Origin of the sequence: Streptomyces sp. NPDC048278 (assembly GCF_040652195.1) — a bacterium.
Classification (GTDB): Bacteria; Actinomycetota; Actinomycetes; order Streptomycetales; family Streptomycetaceae; genus Streptomyces.
On record NZ_JBEZLP010000036.1, the window covers coordinates 50,407 to 69,040 of the forward strand.

General features: G+C 70.8%; 16 protein-coding genes and 1 tRNA gene. 11 read left to right on the forward strand and 6 right to left on the reverse strand.

What is annotated here, in order from left to right:
* Positions 1-3: 3 nt before the first annotated feature.
* The 6 genes from AB0D74_RS40820 to AB0D74_RS40845 all read left to right on the forward strand — a co-directional run bounded on the left by AB0D74_RS40820 (position 4) and on the right by AB0D74_RS40845 (position 8,165).
* A complete protein-coding gene (locus tag AB0D74_RS40820; RefSeq protein ID WP_362598788.1) occupies positions 4-2,598 on the forward strand; it encodes a phosphoribosyltransferase in 2,595 nt (864 codons plus the stop codon).
* Positions 2,598-3,410, forward strand: coding sequence for an HAD family hydrolase (locus AB0D74_RS40825; protein ID WP_362598791.1), 813 nt, complete (start codon positions 2,598-2,600; stop codon positions 3,408-3,410). The genes AB0D74_RS40820 and AB0D74_RS40825 overlap by 1 nt, the downstream gene beginning before the upstream one ends.
* Before the next feature lie 856 nt (positions 3,411-4,266).
* Positions 4,267-6,780 carry a nitrate- and nitrite sensing domain-containing protein gene (locus tag AB0D74_RS40830; protein WP_362598794.1) on the forward strand — a complete coding sequence of 838 codons (2,514 nt, stop codon included), beginning with the start codon at positions 4,267-4,269 and terminating at the stop codon, positions 6,778-6,780.
* Positions 6,777-7,214 (forward strand): roadblock/LC7 domain-containing protein, encoded by a 438-nt coding sequence (locus AB0D74_RS40835; protein WP_362598797.1) that lies wholly within the window; start codon positions 6,777-6,779, stop codon positions 7,212-7,214. The genes AB0D74_RS40830 and AB0D74_RS40835 overlap by 4 nt, the downstream gene beginning before the upstream one ends.
* Positions 7,211-7,585, forward strand: coding sequence for a DUF742 domain-containing protein (locus AB0D74_RS40840; RefSeq protein ID WP_362598800.1), 375 nt, complete (start codon positions 7,211-7,213; stop codon positions 7,583-7,585). The genes AB0D74_RS40835 and AB0D74_RS40840 overlap by 4 nt, the downstream gene beginning before the upstream one ends.
* Positions 7,566-8,165 carry an ATP/GTP-binding protein gene (locus tag AB0D74_RS40845; protein ID WP_362598803.1) on the forward strand — a complete coding sequence of 200 codons (600 nt, stop codon included), beginning with the start codon at positions 7,566-7,568 and terminating at the stop codon, positions 8,163-8,165. The genes AB0D74_RS40840 and AB0D74_RS40845 overlap by 20 nt, the downstream gene beginning before the upstream one ends.
* Here AB0D74_RS40845 and AB0D74_RS40850 read toward each other — a convergent pair.
* A complete protein-coding gene (locus AB0D74_RS40850) occupies positions 8,162-8,386 on the reverse strand; it encodes a zinc ribbon domain-containing protein (RefSeq protein ID WP_362598806.1) in 225 nt (74 codons plus the stop codon). The two genes, AB0D74_RS40845 and AB0D74_RS40850, sit on opposite strands and share 4 nt — an antisense overlap.
* A 615-nt stretch (positions 8,387-9,001) precedes the next feature.
* On the opposite strand from AB0D74_RS40850, the gene AB0D74_RS40855 reads away from it, so the two are divergent.
* The 3 genes from AB0D74_RS40855 (at position 9,002) to AB0D74_RS40865 (ending at position 13,779) form a co-directional block, all read left to right on the forward strand.
* Entirely contained in the window at positions 9,002-11,110 is a 2,109-nt protein-coding gene (locus AB0D74_RS40855) for a transglycosylase domain-containing protein (protein ID WP_362598923.1), read from the forward strand.
* 52 nt (positions 11,111-11,162) lie between these two features.
* On the forward strand, positions 11,163-12,461 hold the full coding sequence (locus AB0D74_RS40860) for a hypothetical protein (protein ID WP_362598809.1): 1,299 nt from the start codon (positions 11,163-11,165) through the stop codon (positions 12,459-12,461).
* A gap of 145 nt (positions 12,462-12,606) precedes the next feature.
* A complete protein-coding gene (locus tag AB0D74_RS40865) occupies positions 12,607-13,779 on the forward strand; it encodes an amidase domain-containing protein (RefSeq protein WP_362598812.1) in 1,173 nt (390 codons plus the stop codon).
* Here the strand turns inward: AB0D74_RS40865 and AB0D74_RS40870 are convergent.
* A complete protein-coding gene (locus tag AB0D74_RS40870; protein ID WP_362598815.1) occupies positions 13,767-14,312 on the reverse strand; it encodes a DUF4383 domain-containing protein in 546 nt (181 codons plus the stop codon). The genes AB0D74_RS40865 and AB0D74_RS40870 overlap by 13 nt on opposite strands.
* Before the next feature lie 100 nt (positions 14,313-14,412).
* The gene (locus tag AB0D74_RS40875) at positions 14,413-15,750 is read right to left on the reverse strand and encodes a hypothetical protein (RefSeq protein WP_362598818.1); all 1,338 of its coding nucleotides are present in this window, start codon (positions 15,748-15,750) and stop codon (positions 14,413-14,415) included.
* Positions 15,751-16,008: 258 nt separating this feature from the next.
* Between AB0D74_RS40875 and AB0D74_RS40880 the strand changes: the two genes are divergently transcribed.
* Positions 16,009-16,080: transfer RNA gene (locus AB0D74_RS40880), tRNA-Val, on the forward strand.
* A gap of 47 nt (positions 16,081-16,127) precedes the next feature.
* Here the strand turns inward: AB0D74_RS40880 and AB0D74_RS40885 are convergent.
* The 3 genes from AB0D74_RS40885 to AB0D74_RS40895 all read right to left on the reverse strand — a co-directional run bounded on the left by AB0D74_RS40885 (position 16,128) and on the right by AB0D74_RS40895 (position 17,671).
* Positions 16,128-16,457: a hypothetical protein gene (locus AB0D74_RS40885; RefSeq protein ID WP_362598821.1), complete on the reverse strand. Its 330-nt coding sequence runs from the start codon at positions 16,455-16,457 to the stop codon at positions 16,128-16,130.
* A 162-nt stretch (positions 16,458-16,619) separates the two neighbouring features.
* Positions 16,620-17,270, reverse strand: coding sequence for a DUF6082 family protein (locus AB0D74_RS40890; protein WP_362598824.1), 651 nt, complete (start codon positions 17,268-17,270; stop codon positions 16,620-16,622).
* A gap of 113 nt (positions 17,271-17,383) precedes the next feature.
* Entirely contained in the window at positions 17,384-17,671 is a 288-nt protein-coding gene (locus AB0D74_RS40895; protein ID WP_362598826.1) for a hypothetical protein, read from the reverse strand.
* 143 nt (positions 17,672-17,814) lie between these two features.
* On the opposite strand from AB0D74_RS40895, the gene AB0D74_RS40900 reads away from it, so the two are divergent.
* Positions 17,815-18,450 carry an isoprenylcysteine carboxylmethyltransferase family protein gene (locus tag AB0D74_RS40900; protein WP_362598829.1) on the forward strand — a complete coding sequence of 212 codons (636 nt, stop codon included), beginning with the start codon at positions 17,815-17,817 and terminating at the stop codon, positions 18,448-18,450.
* The last annotated feature ends 184 nt before the right edge of the window (positions 18,451-18,634 follow it).

Sequence of the window (18,634 nt, forward strand, 5' to 3'; positions counted from 1 at the left end):
CCCATGAACATCGCAGCGAACAACGGGGTCTGGTCCGGCAGCTGGGTCGCCGAGCGGCTCGGCGTCGAACTCGTCGGCGACGACGGCCTGACGGCCCTCCTGGGCCTCGCCCTGCGCCGCAACCCCAGACGGGCCCACCTCCTCGTCTCCAACGTGCTCGGCAAACACGTACCGCAGTCGCCGTCCGTGGTGTACGGGCACGGCTTCGCCCTCGGCCGGCGGGCACGGGACCTGCTCGGCGAGTCGGAGGCCGGGCAGGCGGTCGTCCTGGGCTACGCCGAGACGGCCACGGGCCTCGGGCACGCGGTGGCCGACGGCCTCGGCCTCGCCCCGTATCTCCACTCCACGCGCCGGCCGGTCGCCGGGGTGACCCCGGCCGGCGGCTTCGAGGAGTCCCACTCCCACGCGACGTCCCACCTGCTGCTCCCCGAGGACCCCGCCCTGCTCTCCGGCGACGGCCCGCTGGTCCTCGTCGACGACGAGTTCTCCACCGGCAACACGGTCCTGAACACGATCAGGGACCTGCACGCCCGTTATCCGCGGAAACGTTACGTCGTGGTGGCGTTGGTCGATATGCGGTCGGCGGCGGACGCGGGTCGGCTGACGGCGTTCGCCGAGGAGATCGGCGCGCGGGTGGACCTGGTGGCGGCGGCGTCGGGGACGGTGCGGCTGCCGGAGGGGGTGTTGGAGAAGGGGCAGGAGCTGGTGGCGCGGTACGAAGAGAGTGCCGCGTCGGGTGATTCGTCGTCTGCGGCAGCGCCGGGGCCGGTCGCGCAGTTCCCCGCGCCCCTTGAGGGCGTTGCCCTTGAAGCCGACTTCAAGTCCACCCACCCAGGGGCGCGGGGAACTGCGCGACCAGCCCCCACCGGTCCGCAGTCGACCGACGACCGCACCACCCCCCACCTCCACCCCACCCGCATCGACCTGCACTGGCCGCCCGGCCTCCCCGACGGCGGGCGGCACGGCTTCACCCCGGCCCACCGCATACGCCTCGAATCGGCTCTCCCCCTGATGGCGGCCCGGGTCGCCGAAGCCCTGCCCCCCGACGCCCGCCGGGTGCTCACGCTCGGCTTCGAAGAGCTGATGTATACCCCCCTCAGGGTCGCCCGCGAGCTGGAGGCCCTGGTCCCCGCCGAGGTGCGGTACTCCACCACCACCCGCTCACCCGTCCTGGCCGTCGACGACCCCGGCTACGCCATCCGCAGCCGCCTCGTCTTCCCGGCCCACGACAACCCCGCCGACGGCCCCGGCGAGCGCTACGCGTACAACGTGGCGGGCGCCGGCTTCGACGCCGTCGTCCTGTTCGTCGACTCGGCGGGCGACACCCCCGAACTGCACGCCCCCGACGGCCTGCTGGCCCGGCTCGGCGCGCATGCCCCGCACGTCCTGCTCGCGGTTGTACCGTCGTACGTCCCCGCGCTACCCGAAGAGAGCCCCGCCATGCTGCCCGAGCCCCTCCGCGGCCCCGCCTTCTCCTCGTACCCGGCGGAGGACGTCGGCTGGCTGCTCCAGGACCTCTCGGACGTCACGCTGGAGGCGCCGACCGAGGAGCGCGAGGAGGCGATCCAGAGCGGCGGCGCGCACTACGCCGAGTCGCTGCCGGTGGAGTACCAGCCGAGCGACCGGTACCAGGCGCTGTTCCACGCCGCCCTGGAGACCTCGGCGGCCCGGATCGCGCAGGCGGTCGGCGTCGTCACCGAGACCGTGCTGGCCGAGCGGTCACCCCGCCCGGTGCTCGTGTCGCTGGCCCGGGCCGGCACCCCGGTGGGTGTGCTGATGCGCCGCTGGGCGCAGTTCCGGTACGGCCTCGACCTGCCGCACTACGCGGTGTCGATCGTGCGCGGCCGGGGCATCGACGCCAACGCGCTGCGCTGGCTGGCCGCGCACCACGACCCGCGGGACGTCGTCTTCGTCGACGGGTGGACGGGGAAGGGCGCGATCACCCGGGAACTCGCCGACGCGATCGAGGAGTTCCAGGCGCGGGAGGGCGTGAGCGGCTTCGATCCGGAGATCGCGGTACTCGCCGACCCGGGGTCGTGCGTACGGACCTACGGCACCCGGGAGGACTTCCTGATCCCCTCCGCCTGCCTCAACTCGACCGTCTCCGGGCTGATCTCGCGGACCGTGCTGCGCGCGGACCTGGTCGGTCCCGACGACTTCCACGGCGCGAAGTTCTACCGTGAACTGGCCGGCGCCGACGTGTCGGTGGCCTTCCTGGACGCCGTCGTGGCGCGGTTCGCCGAGGTGGCCGAGTCCGTGGACGCGGCCGTGAAGGAGCTGGCCGTCACCGACCGCACGCCGACCTGGGAGGGCTGGGCGGCCGTCGAGCGGATCAGCGAGGAGTACGGCATCCACGACGTGAACCTCGTCAAGCCGGGCGTCGGCGAGACCACCCGGGTGCTGCTGCGCCGGGTGCCCTGGAAGATCCTGGCGCGGGCCGGGGCGGGCGCCGACCTGGACCATGTGCGGCTGCTCGCGGAGCAGAGAGGGGTACCGGTGGAGGAGATCGGCGAACTGCCGTACACCTGTGTCGGGTTGATCCACCCGAAGTACACGCGGGGCGCGACCGGCGCCGACGGCCGGGCGGTGAACGTCTGATGGCGGTGCTCGTCGCGAGCGACCTCGACCGTACGCTCATCTACTCGGCCGGTGCCCTGGCGCTGACCATGCCGGACGCGCGGGCGCCCCGGCTGCTCTGCGTCGAGGTGCACGAGGCCAGGCCGCTGTCGTACCTGACGGAGACGGCCGCGCAGTTGCTGACCGAGCTGGGGGACGCGGCCGTCTTCGTGCCGACGACCACGCGGACCCGCAAGCAGTACGAGCGGATCAACCTGCCGGGGCCCGCGCCGCGGTACGCGATCTGTGCCAACGGCGGGCATCTGCTGGTCGACGGGGTGTCCGACGCGGACTGGCACGGACGGGTGCTGGCGCGGCTGGCCGACGAGTGCGCGCCGCTGGAGGAGGTACGGGCGTATCTGGCCGAGCACGCCGATCCGCTGTGGCTGCGCAAGCTCCGGGTCGCCGAGGACCTGTTCGCCTACCTGGTGGTGGAGCGGGAGCTGCTGCCCGAGGAGTGGGTGAAGAGCCTCGCGGTGTGGGCGGAGAACCGCGGCTGGACGGTGTCGTTGCAGGGCCGGAAGATCTACGCGGTGCCGAAGCCGCTGACGAAGAGCGCGGCCATGCGGGAGGTCGCACGCCGGACCGGGGCCGAGCTGACGCTGGCCGCCGGTGACTCCCTGCTCGACGCCGACCTGCTGCTGGCTGCGGACCGCGGCTGGCGGCCGGGACACGGCGAGTTGGCCGACGCCGGGTGGACCGGGCCTGCCATCACGGCGCTGCCGGAGCGAGGGGCGCTCGCCGGTGAGCGAATCCTGCGGGAGTTCCTGAAGGCGGTCCGCACGGCGGGCTAGCGCCTGTCCGACCATTCCCGTCGTCGCCCGGAGGGCGGCCTCGCGGGGCCTCGCGGCGTCAGGTGCGGCGCGAGTGCGTGCATGGCGTCGTGAGGCAGACGGGAACGGTCGGACAGGCCCCAGGGACCTTCGCCGCAGGCCCTCGGCCCGCCTCGTGCCTCGGCCGACCCGGGATCGGCGTCGAGGACCGCGTCGAAGGGGGCCTCCGCCAATGCCACGTCGACCGGCGCCCGAGTGTGCGCCTCGGTAGGCGTGGCGTTGTGCGTTTCACGCCCCGGCGGTACCGGCCGGTCTTTTCGACCGAGCGCCCCAATCTTCTCGACTGAATCGCCGTGACGTCGACCGAAGAGATGTGGCTGGTTGGTGGAGGAGAGGGAAAGGGCTTTCGGCTCTCCTGTGGATTGTGATCTGCGCCACACGCAGTGAGGGCGGTGGATGCGGCCTCCAGGGGCGGTGGGGCCCTCTTTGTCGACGCGCGTGGGTGTCGGATTCCCTGCCTCACCATGCGTAATCAGTCGGGACGCAACAGTGAGGGAGAGATTCCGCATGAGGGGGCGTCAGAAGTGTCTACGCGCGTAGTGTACTGACTGTCCTAAACGGTCGTCACAACGTACTTGTGCACCAGCTTGACCGTGCTCCGCATGGTCGGTTTCATGCTTACCTCAGCCGCCTGACGGGGCGGACGACCCGCCCGTGACGTCCCTCCGCGCTCCACTCGATTCCCGGCCTCCGTCGGCATGTTCGTCATGCCCGCGACGCCGTGCGCGCCTCCCTTCCGGAAAGGAAAGCCCCCGGTGTTCCAGCTCCATGCCGCAGACCGCTTCCGCCTCCGCTCCGCCTTCCGCAGGCGGGCGAAGTGAGCAGGCACCGGGGGAAGGCCGTACGGACGAGGCCGAACACCGGCCCGGGCCGCAGCATCCGTACCTCGTTGATCTCGCTCGCGCTGGTTCCGGCGGTGGCGATGGTCCTGCTCTGGTTCAGCGGTTCGGCCGTGCTGTTCGACCAATGGCGTCAGGCCGGCCACGTCGGGGACGCGGCGAAGACGACGTACGCGCTGGTACCGGGAGTCGGCGAGTTCCAGAAGGAACGGCAGCTGACGGTGCTCCTGCTCTCGCCGCACGGCAACGGTCAGCGAGCCGCGCTGGCCGCCCAGCGCGCCCGCACCGACCGCGTCCTCGCCGCCTTCCGCACGGCGGACGCGGCCTCCGCCCGTGCGGGATCGGCCGAGTACCAGGACCAGTTGGCGACCGTGCGGAAGCGGCTGGACGCCCTGACCTCGGAACGAGCCGCCGTCGACCGCGGGAAGACCGACCGGCGGCACGCCTACGACGTGTACTCGGAGACGATCCAGTCGGTGCTGAACCTCTTCGGGACGCTGAGCACCGACAACGGCAGCGGGGCCACGGCGGCGGAGGCCGCGCACGCCCTGTCGTTCCTGCGGGCGGCCGAGGCGCTCGCGGGGGAGCGTGCCGTCCTGGACGCGGCCGTGGCCGGCGGTCGGCTGAGCGTCGAGGAGCGGACGACTCTGGCCGCCGAGGCCGCCGTTCGCGGCTCCATCCTCACCAACGAGGTCGCTCCCTATCTGCCGGCCGAGCTGCGGCGGGGGCTGGAGAAGACCATGGACGGCCGCGACTGGGCCGAGCTGAACGCCTTCGAGGCGGCTCTTCCCACGGCGGCCGAGGGCGGCGGCGACACCATCGAGGTGCCCCGCCTCACGGCCGCCCGCGCCGCCGCGCCCGGCCGCGTCTTCACCGAGGTCCAGGGCATGGAGAACCAGTACCTGGCCCAGGTCACCCAGAACAACGTGGACCGCAACGCCGAGCTGCGGGACCGGGTCATGGTCGGCAGCGCCCTCGCGCTGCTCGCCGTGTTCGCGGTCGCCGTGCTGTCCTGGCGCATCACGCGGTCGCTCATCGGGCGCATGACCGCCCTGCGCGAGGCGACCCTCGATCTGGCCCAGGAACGGCTCCCCGAACTGATCGACGGACTGCGCACCGACAGCAAACACGTCGGCCCCGACGACCTGCCCGAACTCGACTACGGTGCCGACGAACTGGGCAAGGTCGCGGAGGCCTTCAACAGCGCCCAGCGGATCGCGGTGAGCGTCGCCCTGGAACAGGCCGAGCTGCGCGAGGGCGCCCGGACGGTGTTCCTCAACATGTCCCGGCGCATCCAGATCCTGGTGCACCGGCAGCTCACGGTCATCGACGGCATGGAGCGCAAGGAGCAGGACCCCCAGCTCCTCGCCGACCTCTACCGCGTCGACCACCTGGCCACCCGGATGCGCCGCAACGCGGAGAGCCTGACGGTCCTGTCCGGTTCGGCCCCCCGGCGCCGCTGGAAGCAGGCCGTGTCCCTCGCGGACCTGCTGCGCAGCGCGGTGTCCGAGATCGAGGGCTACACGAGGGTGGTGGTCGAGCCGATGCCGGCGATCGCCGTGGCCGGCCCGGCGGTCGGCGACACCATCCACCTGATGGCGGAACTCATCGAGAACGGCGTGACGTTCTCGCCCCCGCACACCGAAGTCCGGGTCCGCGCCCTGCCGGTGGCCCAGGGATACGCCGTCGAGGTGGAGGACCGCGGCCTGGGGCTGGCGCAGGAGGAGTACGAGGCCGCCAACGTCCTGCTGCACGAACCCAAGGACTTCAGCATCACCTCGCTGGGCGAGGACCCACGTCTGGGGCTGTTCACCGTCGGCCATCTCGCCAAGCGGCACGGCATCAGGGCCAGCCTGCAGCCGTCGTCGTACGGCGGATCGCTGGCCGTCGTCATCCTGCCGCACAGCCTGACGGAGCCGGCCGCCGACCTCCCGCCGATGACGCTGGACCCGCGGGCGGAACGCCATCTGGCCTCGGTCGACAGTGCGCCGCCGGAAGGGTCGACGATCGCCGGCATGCCGAGGCGGACCCGCACGGTGACCCCGGCCCCGGCCCCGGGTCCTGCCCCCGCTCCGGCCCCGGCTCCTCCCTCCGCTCCGGCCCCGGCTGGGGCCTCCGCCCGGGTGTGGACGCAGGCCCCGCCCGGCGCGACCCCGCCCGGCATGACCCCGCCCGGCGTCAACCGGTCCGGCACGGCCGCGGCGGGCCCGTCGCGCACCGGTGGCCCGAGCCGGCTCCCGCGCCGGGTCCGGCTGGCCAACCTCGCTCCCCAGCTTCGCGAGCGGCACGAGGAACAGCCGGACCACGGCCCGGGACGGGCGGCGGAGGAGCGCCGCCCGGAACAGGCCCGCTCGATGCTCGCGGCGCTCCGGGACGGCACCCGGCGAGCCCGCGCCCAGGACGAGGTGCCCGCACCGGACTGGCCCCTGCCCCCGTCCCACCAGCGCCCGTTGCCCACCCGCACCAGTCCGACAAGGAACACCACCCCATGACACGAACGAACACCGCGCGCGAAGGTCTGTCCTGGCTTCTGGACAACCTGATCGACCGCATCCCGGAGACCCGGCACGCGATCGTGCTCTCGGAGGACGGTCTGCTGGTCGGTTCCTCGGCCGGACTCGCCAGGGCCGACGCCGAGCAGCTCGCGGCCATCGCCTCGGGCGTCCACTCCCTGGCCCAGGGCACCAGCCGCCACTTCGGCGGCGGACGGGTCCAGCAGACGGTGATCGAGATGGACGACCTGTTCCTGTTCGTCACCACGGCCGGGGGCGGCGCCCGGCTCGCGGTGCTCGCCACCTCGGAGGTGGACGTCGGCAACGTCGGCTACGAGATGACGATGCTGGTACGGCAGGTCGGCCAGTACCTCAGCGCCGCTCCCCGTTTTCCCCAGTACACCGGCGGCCCACATACGGGGGAGCATGAATGAGGCACTGGTCCGAGGAAGACCCGTGGGCCGAGGACGACCCCGGCCGCCTCATCCGCCCCTACACCGTGACCGGCGGCCGTACCCGTTCCGCCCGCGCCGACGTCGACCTGATCGCGCTGATCAGCACCGTCCGGCCGCCCACCCGTGCCCAGCGGCTCCAGCCCGAACAGCACCGGCTGCTCGCGCTGTGCCGCAGGCCGACGGCGCTGGTGGAGGCCGCGGCCTGCCTCGACCTGCCCGTCTCGGTCGTACGCATCCTGCTGGGCGACCTGCTCGACACCGCACTCGTCTCCGTTTCCGCACCCCCGGCGGCCGGTACCCCCGACGCCCGCTTCCTTCAGGCAGTGATCGATGGCATACGAAGACTCTGACCTCACCGCGGTCTCGCCCGACGCGGCGACGGCCAAGATCCTCATCGCCGGCGGCTTCGGCGTCGGGAAGACCACGCTCGTCGGCACCATCAGCGAGACGGAGCCCCTGCGCACCGAGGAACTGATCACCGAGGCGAGCGTGGGCGTGGACGACCTGGCCGGCGTGGAGCGCAAGACCACCACGACCGTCGCCATGGACTTCGGCCGCATCACCCTGAGCACGGCCCTCGTCGTCTACCTCTTCGGGGCACCCGGACAGGACCGGTTCTGGTTCATGTGGGACGACCTGTCCCGCGGCGCCCTCGGAGCCGTCGTCCTGGCCGACACCCGGCGACTGGACAGCTGCTTCCCCTCCGTCGACTTCTTCGAGCACCGCGGCATCCCCTTCGCCGTCGGCGTCAACTGCTTCGACGGCATGTGCGACGAGGACCCCGAGGACATCCGCGCGGCGCTCGACCTCCCGCGCGAGGTACCGCTCGTGCTCTGCGACGCCAGGGACCGTGAGTCGGTCAAGCGCGTGCTCCTGGCGCTCCTCGAACACGTGATGCGAGGCCTGGCGGCCGAGGCCTCGGCGGGCTAGCCGCAGCAGCCGCCGCCGCAACAGCCCCCGCCGGAGCCGGAGACGGCGGCCGAGCCGCCGGCGGACGCGGACGCCGTACCCCCGACCGCCACGGTCGACAGGAGCTTTACCGTGTCCTGATGTCCCTCCGGGCATGCTGCCGGTGCCGATGACTCGGCCATGGGGCGGGACAGTTCGAATGTGTCGCCGCAGGTGCGGCAGCGGTACTCGTAGCGGGGCATGAGGGACAGGCTAGCGGCAGCGATGCGGGAGTGATGGGCATCACTGCACCTCAGAATTTCATGAGTGTTCCTTTCTGTCCGATACTTGTGCGGAGATATTGAAAAGATCGCTGATAATTTGAGCTGGCCGCGAGGAGCCGAAAGACCGGGGGAAGAGGGGGGCTCGTAGCGCCGCGCCCACCGCGGCGCTGCCACCCGTCGTGTCTACCCGCGCGCGCAAGACCGAGTGCGAGGGGAGACGCAGTCGTGACGGACGCTACGGAGCGGACGGGCGACCCGGAGGAGGGCCATGACCAGGCCGGATCCCGGGATCGAAAGCCGTTCGAGCCGGACGCGACGCTGCACCTGAAGGTCGACGGCCTACGCGCGGAGCATGCTCTGTGGCAGAAGGGCGACGACGCTCAGCGTGCACAGGAGGTCGCACGGCAGAAGGCGGAGGCTCTGTGGAACGAGCTGCACGCCCTGCGGGCCGCGGACGCCGACGCCGCGAAGGCGGGCGAGAGCAAGGGGGGCATCCCGGAGCCCCGGGAGGGCGCCCGGCGGAACAAGCCGGACCTTCCGGTGCACGACGAGACCCTGCTGCTGAAGGTGGACGCCCTGCGGGCGGACGTCACGATGCAGATCCGGGTGCCCGAACAGCGGCAGCCCGAGCCGGAGCCGACGGCCTCCGGTGGCCGTGCCGAGCGGCGCCGCAGCGCCCGCCCGACGCCGCGTGAACGCGTGCTGGAGGCGGTGGCGGGGTTCCGGGCTCTCGTGGGGCCCCGACTCGCGCCACTGGCGCCGTACGCGCGCAAGCTGCGTCCGCGGTACCCGCGGCCCGGCCGGACCGGCTGGCGGCGCTGGATGCCGTCCTGGCGGCAGTGGCTGGGTGCCTGGCTGGGCGGTATCGGGCTGACCGGGATGTTCCTCGTGGTCGCCTACGCGGCGACGGACATACCGTCGAACCTGAACACGTACGCCACCCAGCAGGACAACGTCTACTTCTGGTCCGACGGGACGCCGATGGCCCGGACCGGCTGGGTGCAGCGGCAGGACATGCCGCTCAAGGACATACCCGTGGACGTGCGCTGGGCGGTGCTCGCGGCGGAGAACGAGAGCTTCTACACCGACCCCGGCATCTCGATGAAAGGCATCGCCCGGGCCCTCTACCGCACGGTCGGCGAGGGGGACACCGAGGGCGGCTCCACCATCACCCAGCAGTACGTGAAGAACGTCTACCTGACGCAGAACCAGACCATCAGCCGCAAGTTCACCGAGGCGATGATCTCCCTCAAGCTCGACAACAAGATGAGCAAGGACCAGATCCTCGAGGGCTACCTCAACACCAGCTGGTTCGGCCGGGGCACCTACGGCATCCAGCGCGCCTCCCAGGCCTACTACGGCAAGGACGTCAGCCGCCTCAACGTCAGTCAGGCCGCCGTGCTCGCCTCGCTGCTCAAGGGCGCCGGACTCTACGACCCGACGCTCAGCAAGGCCAACCACAAGCGGGCGGTGGAGCGCTGGTCCTGGATCCTGGACCGCATGGTCAAGATCGGCAAGCTGTCGCCGGCCGAGCGCGCCAAGTACACGAAGTTCCCCGAGCCGATCGCGACCAACAAGGTGTACGACACCGGTAGCCAGAGCGACTACCTGGTGGAACTGGCCCAGCAGTACGCCAAGAAGTCCGCCCACATCTCGGACAAGGACTTCGACCTCGGCGGATACCAGATCTACACGACCTTCGACCGGAAGAAGGAAAGCACCCTCACCACGGCCGTGACCAAGGCCCGCAAGGAGGCCAAGGCGAGCGACCCCAAGAACGCCGCCGCCGCCCACTACGGCGCCGCCTCGGTCGCGACCGACGGACGGATCGTCGCCGTCTACGGCGGACCCGACCACCGGACCCAGGGCTACAACGAGTCCAACGCCACCACCGTCCCGGCCGGCACCGCCTTCCTGCCCTTCGTCTACGCGGCCGGACTGCAGAACGGCGTCCACAAGGAACGCGGCGCAGCCGCCACCGACGTCCTGCCCGAGACCCTCTACGACGGCGACGACAAGGTCCCGGTCACCACACTCGACGGACCGTACTGGGACCGCGGCGGCCATAAGGTCTACGCCAAGAACGACGACGACAGATCGTACGGGCAGATCAGCCTCGCCAACGCCCTCGCCCAGTCGGTGAACACCCCGTTCATGCAACTCGGCATGGACACCGGACTCGACAAGGTGCGCGCCACCGCGGTGGCCTCCGGGCTGCTCTCCGACAGCATGGGCCCCCAGGTGCCCGCCCTGTCCATCGGCAGCTCCACACCGAGCGCGATCCGGATGGCGAGCGGGTACGCCACGTTCGCGGCCGGCGGCGACCACACCGAGCCGTACTCGGTCTCCAAGATCACCCGCAACGGCCGCCGGGTCCACCTGGACACCCCCCAGCCGGCCCGCGCGGTCCGCGACGACGTGGCCGAGGACGTCGAGCAGGCGCTCACCGAGTCGTTCCGGCTGACCCATCCGACCGCCGCGGCCACCGCCACGGCGGCCGGCAAGGCCGGCAGCACCTACGCGGGCGGCAAGGACACCGCCGCCTGGTACACCGGCACGCTCTCCAAGGTGACGACGTCGGTCGTCGTGTACCGCATCGATCTGAACAAGTCCCTGGAGCCGCTGCCGCTCGAGGGAATCGCCGGATCCGGCACCGACAACGTCCCGTACACGGTCTGGGCACAGGCCATGGGCCTCGACTGACCCCCGAGGCCACGACGCTCCCCACGCCACCCACCCGCAGAATGAGCCGAGCATGAAGCCCCGCACGAAGCCGACAACCGGCGGCCACCGCCGCAAGGCGCCCGCCCGTGACCGCCGTCCAGCCCGCCCGGAGGTCATGACCCTGGCCGCCTTCCTGGTCGTGGCATCCCTCGTCGCGGGCTACCTGGTGCTCACCAGACAGGACGACACCGCGCCCACCGCCGCCGGGACCACGAAGGCCTCCCCGTCGCCGTCGGCCTCGCCGAAGTGGGACGGCAAGACCCACGTCCTGGGCGACGGCTCGACGTCGTACACCGGGCCGCAGAAGGGCCAGTTGAAGCCCGAGAAGCTCAAGCCGGGGGAGAAGCCACCCCAGTTCGTCGTCTTCTCCTGGGACGGCGCCCTGGAGGGCTCCGACCATCTCTTCTCGCACTACCGGGAGATGGCCAAGGAGTACAACGCCCACATGACCTTCTTCCTCACCGGCATCTACCTGCTGCCCAAGAGCAAGAAGACCCTCTACACCGGCCCGATGCACCAGCCCGGCGACGCGGCCATCGACTACGCCACCGACGAACACATCCGCACCACCCTGGAACAGCTCCGCGAGGCCTACAACGACGGCAACGAGATCGGCACCCACTTCAACGGCCACTTCTGCGAGGCCAAGGGCGGCCGTGACTGGAGCGTCGAGCAGTGGAAGAGCGAGATCGACCAGTTCTACAAGTTCGTCGAGAACTGGAAGACCAACACCGGCTTCAAGGACATCCCCGCCCTGCCCTTCGACTTCAAGCAGGAGGTCGTCGGCGGCCGGGCCCCCTGCCTTGAGGGCCAGCCCAACCTGCTGAAGGCCCTGCAGAAGTACGGCTACAACTGGAAGTACGACGCCAGCTCCCCCGGCGACTTCCAGATCTGGCCCTCCAAGAAGGACGGCCTCTGGAACTTCCCGCTGGAGATGCTCCCCTACCCCGGCGGTGACTACCAGGGCCTCTCCATGGACTTCAACTTCCTCTACAACCAGTCCAACGGCGAGACCGACGGCGACCCCGCCAAGTACGCCGAATGGGAGCAGCAGACCGTCGAGTCCTACATGGACGGCTTCAACCGCGTCTACTACGGCAGCCGCGCCCCGCTGTTCATCGGAAACCACTTCGAGGACTGGAACGGCGGCATCTACATGAAGGCCATCGACCAGGTCATCCCGAAGATATGCACCAAGAAGGGCGTCAAGTGCGTCTCCTTCAAGGAGCTCTCCGACTGGATGGACGCCCAGGACCCGGCCACCCTCGCCCGGCTGCGCACCCTGGACCCCGCCCAGGCCCCGTCGGACTGGTCGAGCATCGTGAAGTAGGCCTTGTACCGACTTGTGACAGGCGGTTCAAGTCGACACGGCAGCAAGCGGATTCCAATCCTGCAACCCCCTTCACAGGAGTCACACACGCCGTGCGAAGATGCCGTCGCCCGGTAGAGGTGTACCGGCGTAGAGGGGAACATCATTGAAATCCAGAAAACTGAGCCGTAAGCGCAGCCGTGCGGCCATAGTCACGGCGGCAGCCGCCTCGGTCGTCGCCGGCGTCGCCCTCGTGCCCAACTGGAGCGCGGGCGCGGCCGTCGTCGACGACCCGACCGTGAACGCCGCGACCAAGGCGACCTTCCAGAAGCTGGCCGACGCGGTCTTCACCGACCGCACCCAGGCCCTCGTGCAGGGTGCCTCGCAGAAGAAGCAGACGTCCCGCTTCTCCGGCGGCGTCCGGCTCTCCAGCACCCAGTCACGCGACGAGAACGCGGCGCTGACCCAGCTGCGCGGTCGTCAGAGCAGCATCGCCAAGGCCGGTGAGACGTACAGCGCCGGCAGCACCCAGGTCACGCTCGACGCGACCCGCGTGACCGGCCGCACCGCCAAGGCCGACGTCACCGAGACGACGACGCTGACCTACGCGAAGGCCGCCTCCGGCGCGCCGAAGACCACCGGCTTCCAGGCCCACCACGAACTGACCTTCAAGGCGGACCGGCAGGGCACCTGGCAGCTCACCACCATCAAGGACACCGACGACGGCGGTCTCGCCGTCAACACGCTGTCCAAGCCCTCGGTCAAGGCGCCCGCCACCGGCGACGACGGCAACACCACGCCGGACGCGCCCCGCGCGGCCACCACGCGTAACCCCACGGCCGTGCCGAAGACCCTCACCGGTGGCACGTACGACTACAAGGCGATGGCCACGTACGCCGAGAAGTACTGGAACAACTACAACCCGGACTACCCGGACTACAACGGCCACGGCGACGGCGGCGACTGCACCAACTTCGTCAGCCAGTCGCTCAAGGCCGGCGGCTGGAAGCACGTCCCGGGCTACGTCTACGACTACACCAAGTGGTTCGGCAACGCGGACATCCAGTCGGACTCGTTCGTCGGCGTCAACGAGTGGTCCTGGTTCGCCCAGAACTCCAAGCGGACCACGCCGCTCGCCAACGTCTTCCAGGCGCAGGTCGGTGACGTCATCCAGATGGACTTCGACCGGGACGGCTCGAAGGACCACACGATGATCGTCACGTACGTGGCCAACGGCATCCCGTACGTGACCTACCACTCCAACAACACCTACCGCAGGTCGCTGGCGAGCCTCGTCGCGTCGTACCCGAACGCGTACTACTACGCCTACCGCACCTGATCATCGGCAGCCGTGACGGCCCGCTGCTCCGACTCGGGGTGGCGGGCCCGCCAGTACGGGTTGTCGTGCGGCAGGTTCGTACTGACCCTGCCGTACATCCCGAACACCATCAGCACCAGACCCACCACGAAACTGAACAGCACGTTCTGGATCTTGAAGGCCAGGAAGTCCGAATCCGTGTCCAGCAGGCCCAGGAACAGGAAGCCGTTCAGGATGAACAGCACGCCGAGCACCATGTTCAGCGTGGACGCGAAGTTCCCGCCGATCACCATCCCGACGAACAGCAGCAGCCCGACACAGATCGACAGCACGCTCAGCGCGCCGTTGGTGTTCAGGCCGATCGCGGTGTTCCCGCCCGTGTCGAAGAAGCCGATGTTGTTGGTCAGCCCGAGGATCCCGAAGGCCAGCAGGAACAGGCCCATCAGCCCGGCCCCGATCCGGTAGACCTGGTTCAGGCGGTGGTCGACGGGCAGCGCCTCGTCGAAAATGATCTGCGGCCGCGACATCCCCGAATGCGCCGTGTGTGAGGCCATCTCCGCCTCCCCATCTGGATTGCGGGTCGCCTCCCAATATCCGCCTGCGCCGACAGGACGGCAAACGGCTCGCACGGCAGACGGCTCGCACGGCAGCGGCTCACGGATGGCCCGTGCCCCGGTCCTCCCGGATCTGCGCCACCGTACGCGCCACCGACTGCCGCACCGCCTCCGTCTCCGTCAGGAAGTGCCAGTAGTCGGGATGCCGCCCCTCCAGCGTGCCCACCGCCCGGCCCAGCCGCGCCACCGCGTCGTCCAGCGGCCGGGCGTGCCGCGGATCCGGACTGGACCGCCCCGCCATCGCCAGCCGCTGCGCGTCCCGGATCGCGAACCGCGTCCGGTCGATCTCCGCCTGCGGATCCTTCTGCACCGCGTTCAGCCGGCCCAGCCGGTCACCGGCCGCGGACACCGCCTCGTCCGTACCGTTCAGCAGCGCCCGCACCGTCGACAGCAGCGACGTCGCGTCCGCCCACCGCTGCGCGTCCCGCGCCGCCTGCGCCTCGCGCAGCTTCACCTCGGCCTGCCGCACGTTCTCCACGGCCTGCTGAGGCACCTGTTGCAGATCCTGCCAGCAGGCCGCCGAGAACCGCCGCCGCAGCTCGCTCAGGACCGGATCCACCTGCCCCGCCCTGGTGGTCAGCGCCTGCGCCCGCGTCCGCAGGCTCACCAGCCGGTGATCGATCTCCGCCGCCTGCTCCGGCAGCCGCTCGGCCTCGACCCGGATCGCCTCGGCCTCCCGCTGCACCCGCCCGGCCCGCTCCAGCGTCGCCTGCACGCCGTGCTGCCCCGCGCCCTGGTTCAGCCTGGTCAGCTCCGGCGACAACGCGGCCAGCCGGGCCGCCAGCTCGTCGGCCCGGACGGGGGTCCGCCGCACCGCGTCGAGCGCGTTGCTGGCCGCAAGCAGCGCCTGCCGGGCCCGCTCCACGGCGGGCGCCAGCCGCGCCAGCTGCGTCTCGGCCTTCCCGAGCAGCGGCCCGAGCGACTCCCCGAACCGGTCCAGCTCCCCCTTCACCCGCACCAGCTCGTCCTTGGCCCCGGAGATCTCCCCGCGCGCCCGCGACGCCGTGGCGGCCTCCAGGTCGTCCCGGTCCAGGTCGTAGGCGTCGATGGCCTGGATGTACCGGTTGCTGACCTCGTCGATCCGCCGCCCCAGCGCCTCGAAGTCGGAGACGGCGCGACGGGCCGCGGGCGAGTCGTCGACGGCGGAGATGGTCTCTATCGAGATCCGCAGGTCCCGCTGGGCGGTGTCCAGCTCGTAGAACGCGCTCGCCGCGGCGTCCTTCGCCGCCTGCGCCTCCGCCCGCTGACTCTCCGCCCGCCCCCCGAACCACCGCCGCGTCCCACCACCGGCGAACGCCCCGGGTACCACCAGCACCGCAAGCAACGGCAGACTCACCAGAGCGAGAACATCCCGAAGCGGCGTACGCCGGGCCCGCACGGGAGGCGGGTACGACTGCTCGGATACCGCCGAATTCGCCGATGTCCCCGTCACTTCTCCCTCTCCCGTACCACGCTGCGCCCCGTGTCCTGGCGGTCGCTCCAATTCTCCCACCCGTGAAAGACGAACACACGGGCCGGTCAGTTCGCGGTCGAGGCGATCAGCCGGGGACGACTCGGAGGGCTCGGAGGGCTTGGACGGCTCGGATACGGGTTTGCGGGACAGCGCCCCTGGCAATGTAGGCTGTCGACTCGTCTCGGGTGCGTAGCTCAGGGGTAGAGCGCCTGCCTTACAAGCAGGATGTCGGCGGTTCGAAACCGTCCGCGCCCACGTGAAGAGAGGACCCCGGCCGATCCGGCCGGGGTCCTCTGCTGTGCTCAGCCCTTGTCGTGCGCGTGCTTGAGCCGGCTTCGGGCGTCCATGCGGTCCGGTGCCGTGACCTCCGCCCAGAAGCGGTGGCCGCTGACGAACACCGCGAGTTCGTGCTCGCGGCGGCGCAGTTTCTCCACCTCGGCCTGTTCGTCCTCGGTCCAGCCCGGGGAGGCGGGGCGCTCCACCTTGCGCCAGCCGCCCTCGTCACTGAATCCGTCCAGAGGCACGACCGACCAGGGAAGCCGCTTCAGCAGGACCGAGAGCTCGGCCCGGACCTGATGCAGCTCCTCCTGACCGGCGAGGAGGTCACTCGGAAAGTCATAGGTCGCAGCCACGCGGCAATGGTACGCCTGTTCGATTTTAGGTGGCGAGTTTGTTCGTGGGGTTCATGTGTTCGGATGCCCTGTGGCGTCGAACCGCGAGCCTGTGCTGTCGACGTTCGAACGGCTGGCCACCGGCCGACCTCGGCCGCAGCGGCCCGCCGGCAGCCCGGCTCGCTAAGGAGCAGCCTCGAAGTACTCAGCGGCAGCCACCGGAGAGCCGTCGGCGACGGCACGCGCGTACCGTTCGTCGGCAATCTCGACAAACCGGCGTCGCATGGGGTCGGCGGAGAGCCCGGCCGAGCCGCGCCATCCGGGACCGCCGGTCACCCAGTGCTCGCGTGCGATCTCACCTTGGAAGTGGCCGTCGAACATGTCCCGGAGTGCGGCCTCGCCCAGGTTCCCGAGCCTGAAGTCGGACTCCCAGTTGGTGACGATGAGGTTGGTGAACAGGATCTGCTTCCTTCGGGTGGCTGTCATCGGCGTCTGCGGCGGCTCCCAGCACGCAAGCAGCGAAGGGTCGCCGAGCGCCAGGATGATCAACTCTCGATGGGCATCGCGTCGCGCGGCTTCCTGCGCTATCTGTGTCTGCCGGGCCTGGTACCACAGCGACGCAGCCACTCCGGCCAGCGCAGCCGCGGAGATGAGCACGGACAGCGCACCGTAGGTCTGGCTGACGTTGCTCAGCTGCCCCCAGTTCAGGTCGTCCGGGGCAAGCACGTTCAGGATGAACGGTGTCCCGACGATGAGCCCGAGGGTGGCCAGGGCGCAGACGGCGGCGACGAGTGTGCGGTTCTGCTGAGACGGCGTTCCCCGGAGACTGAGCACGTTTCCCCCACCGTGATTCGCTGGTCGATCCGAACATGGTGGCAACTGGTGGGCAGCCCATCAATGGGGCGGCGGCTGGGGCGGCCTCGCCGGGGCGCCTTCGGTCCGCGTCCTCACGCGCCGCCCCAGAAGCCGGTCACCGCCACCAGGCAACCCCCGGTGACCAGCCCCTGTACCGCCGCCGTGACCCACAGCCGTGTGCTCCACGCCGCCGCCGCGATGATTCCCGCGCACAGGGCGAGACCGCCCAGGCACGCCGGCGGGACCCAGGCCGCCCCCATCGTGCCGAGCGTCAGAACGGCCAGGGCTCCGAAGAGCGCGACCGCCTCGAACACCGCCATGGCCACCGCCGCGACCACGTCCGCGGTCCACTTCGCGTACCGTCCGACTTCGCCGCCCACCGCCGCAGCGTCTCCCGGAGCCGGGGAGTCCGCCGGTTCCGCGGCCGTACCGATACCGGACCGGGATCCGGCCGGGGGGGTGGAGGCTCTCCATCGGCCCGTGGGTGGTGGTGATCGGCCGGGGGCCGGAGGAGTCTTGAGGCATGGGATCACTGCACTCGGGACTTGTCGCACTCACCGGTGCCTGCGTTCTGGTCTTCGTCGTGGCCTGGATCGCGGGTGCCGTCTACTTCGGGGTGAAGAGGCAGGCCGGTGTGGGCGGTTGGGCGCGGGGGCTGCGTCGTACGCTGCCCCGCCGGGTGCTGCTGGTCGCCGGTGCCTGGGCGTTCTCCTGGGGCGTCGGGCGCACCGCCGGGTTCTGGCACCGCCTGCAGTACTGGCAGCCCGAACTCGCGCTTCTCGGTGGCCTGCTCGCCGTCACCGCCACCGCTCTGCTGCTGTGGGCCCGCTGGGTCCTGGGCACGATGTGGGCCAGTGTCCCGACGGTCCAGGACCACCACGAACTGCGCACCGACGGGCCCTACCGGCTCGTGCGCCACCCCATATACACCGGCCTGCTCGGACTGGTCGTCGGCGCCATGCTGGCCTGCGGCTTCGGCGCCTGGACAGCCGCCCTGGCGGTCGCCGTCCCCTGGCTGCTGACCCGGGTACGGACCGAGGACGCGCTCATGGCCGGCCGGTTCGGCGCCTCGTACCAGGCCTACCGCGCCCGCGTCCCGGCCCTCATACCGTGGCCCCGGCCGACCCGGATCCGCCCGCACCACGGGGAGGCGAGCTAGGGGCGGGGGAAGTTGCCGCTACGGCCGGCGTTGCGGGACGCGGCGCTCGTGCTGCCGGTGCTCTTCGGGGCCGTCCGGCGGGAAGCGGAGGGACTCCGGGACGGGACCCCGGTGTTCGGTCGTGGCGCCGCAGGCCGAGAAGGCTGAGAAGCTGGAAGCAGGACAGTGTTCCCGCCGGGCGGGA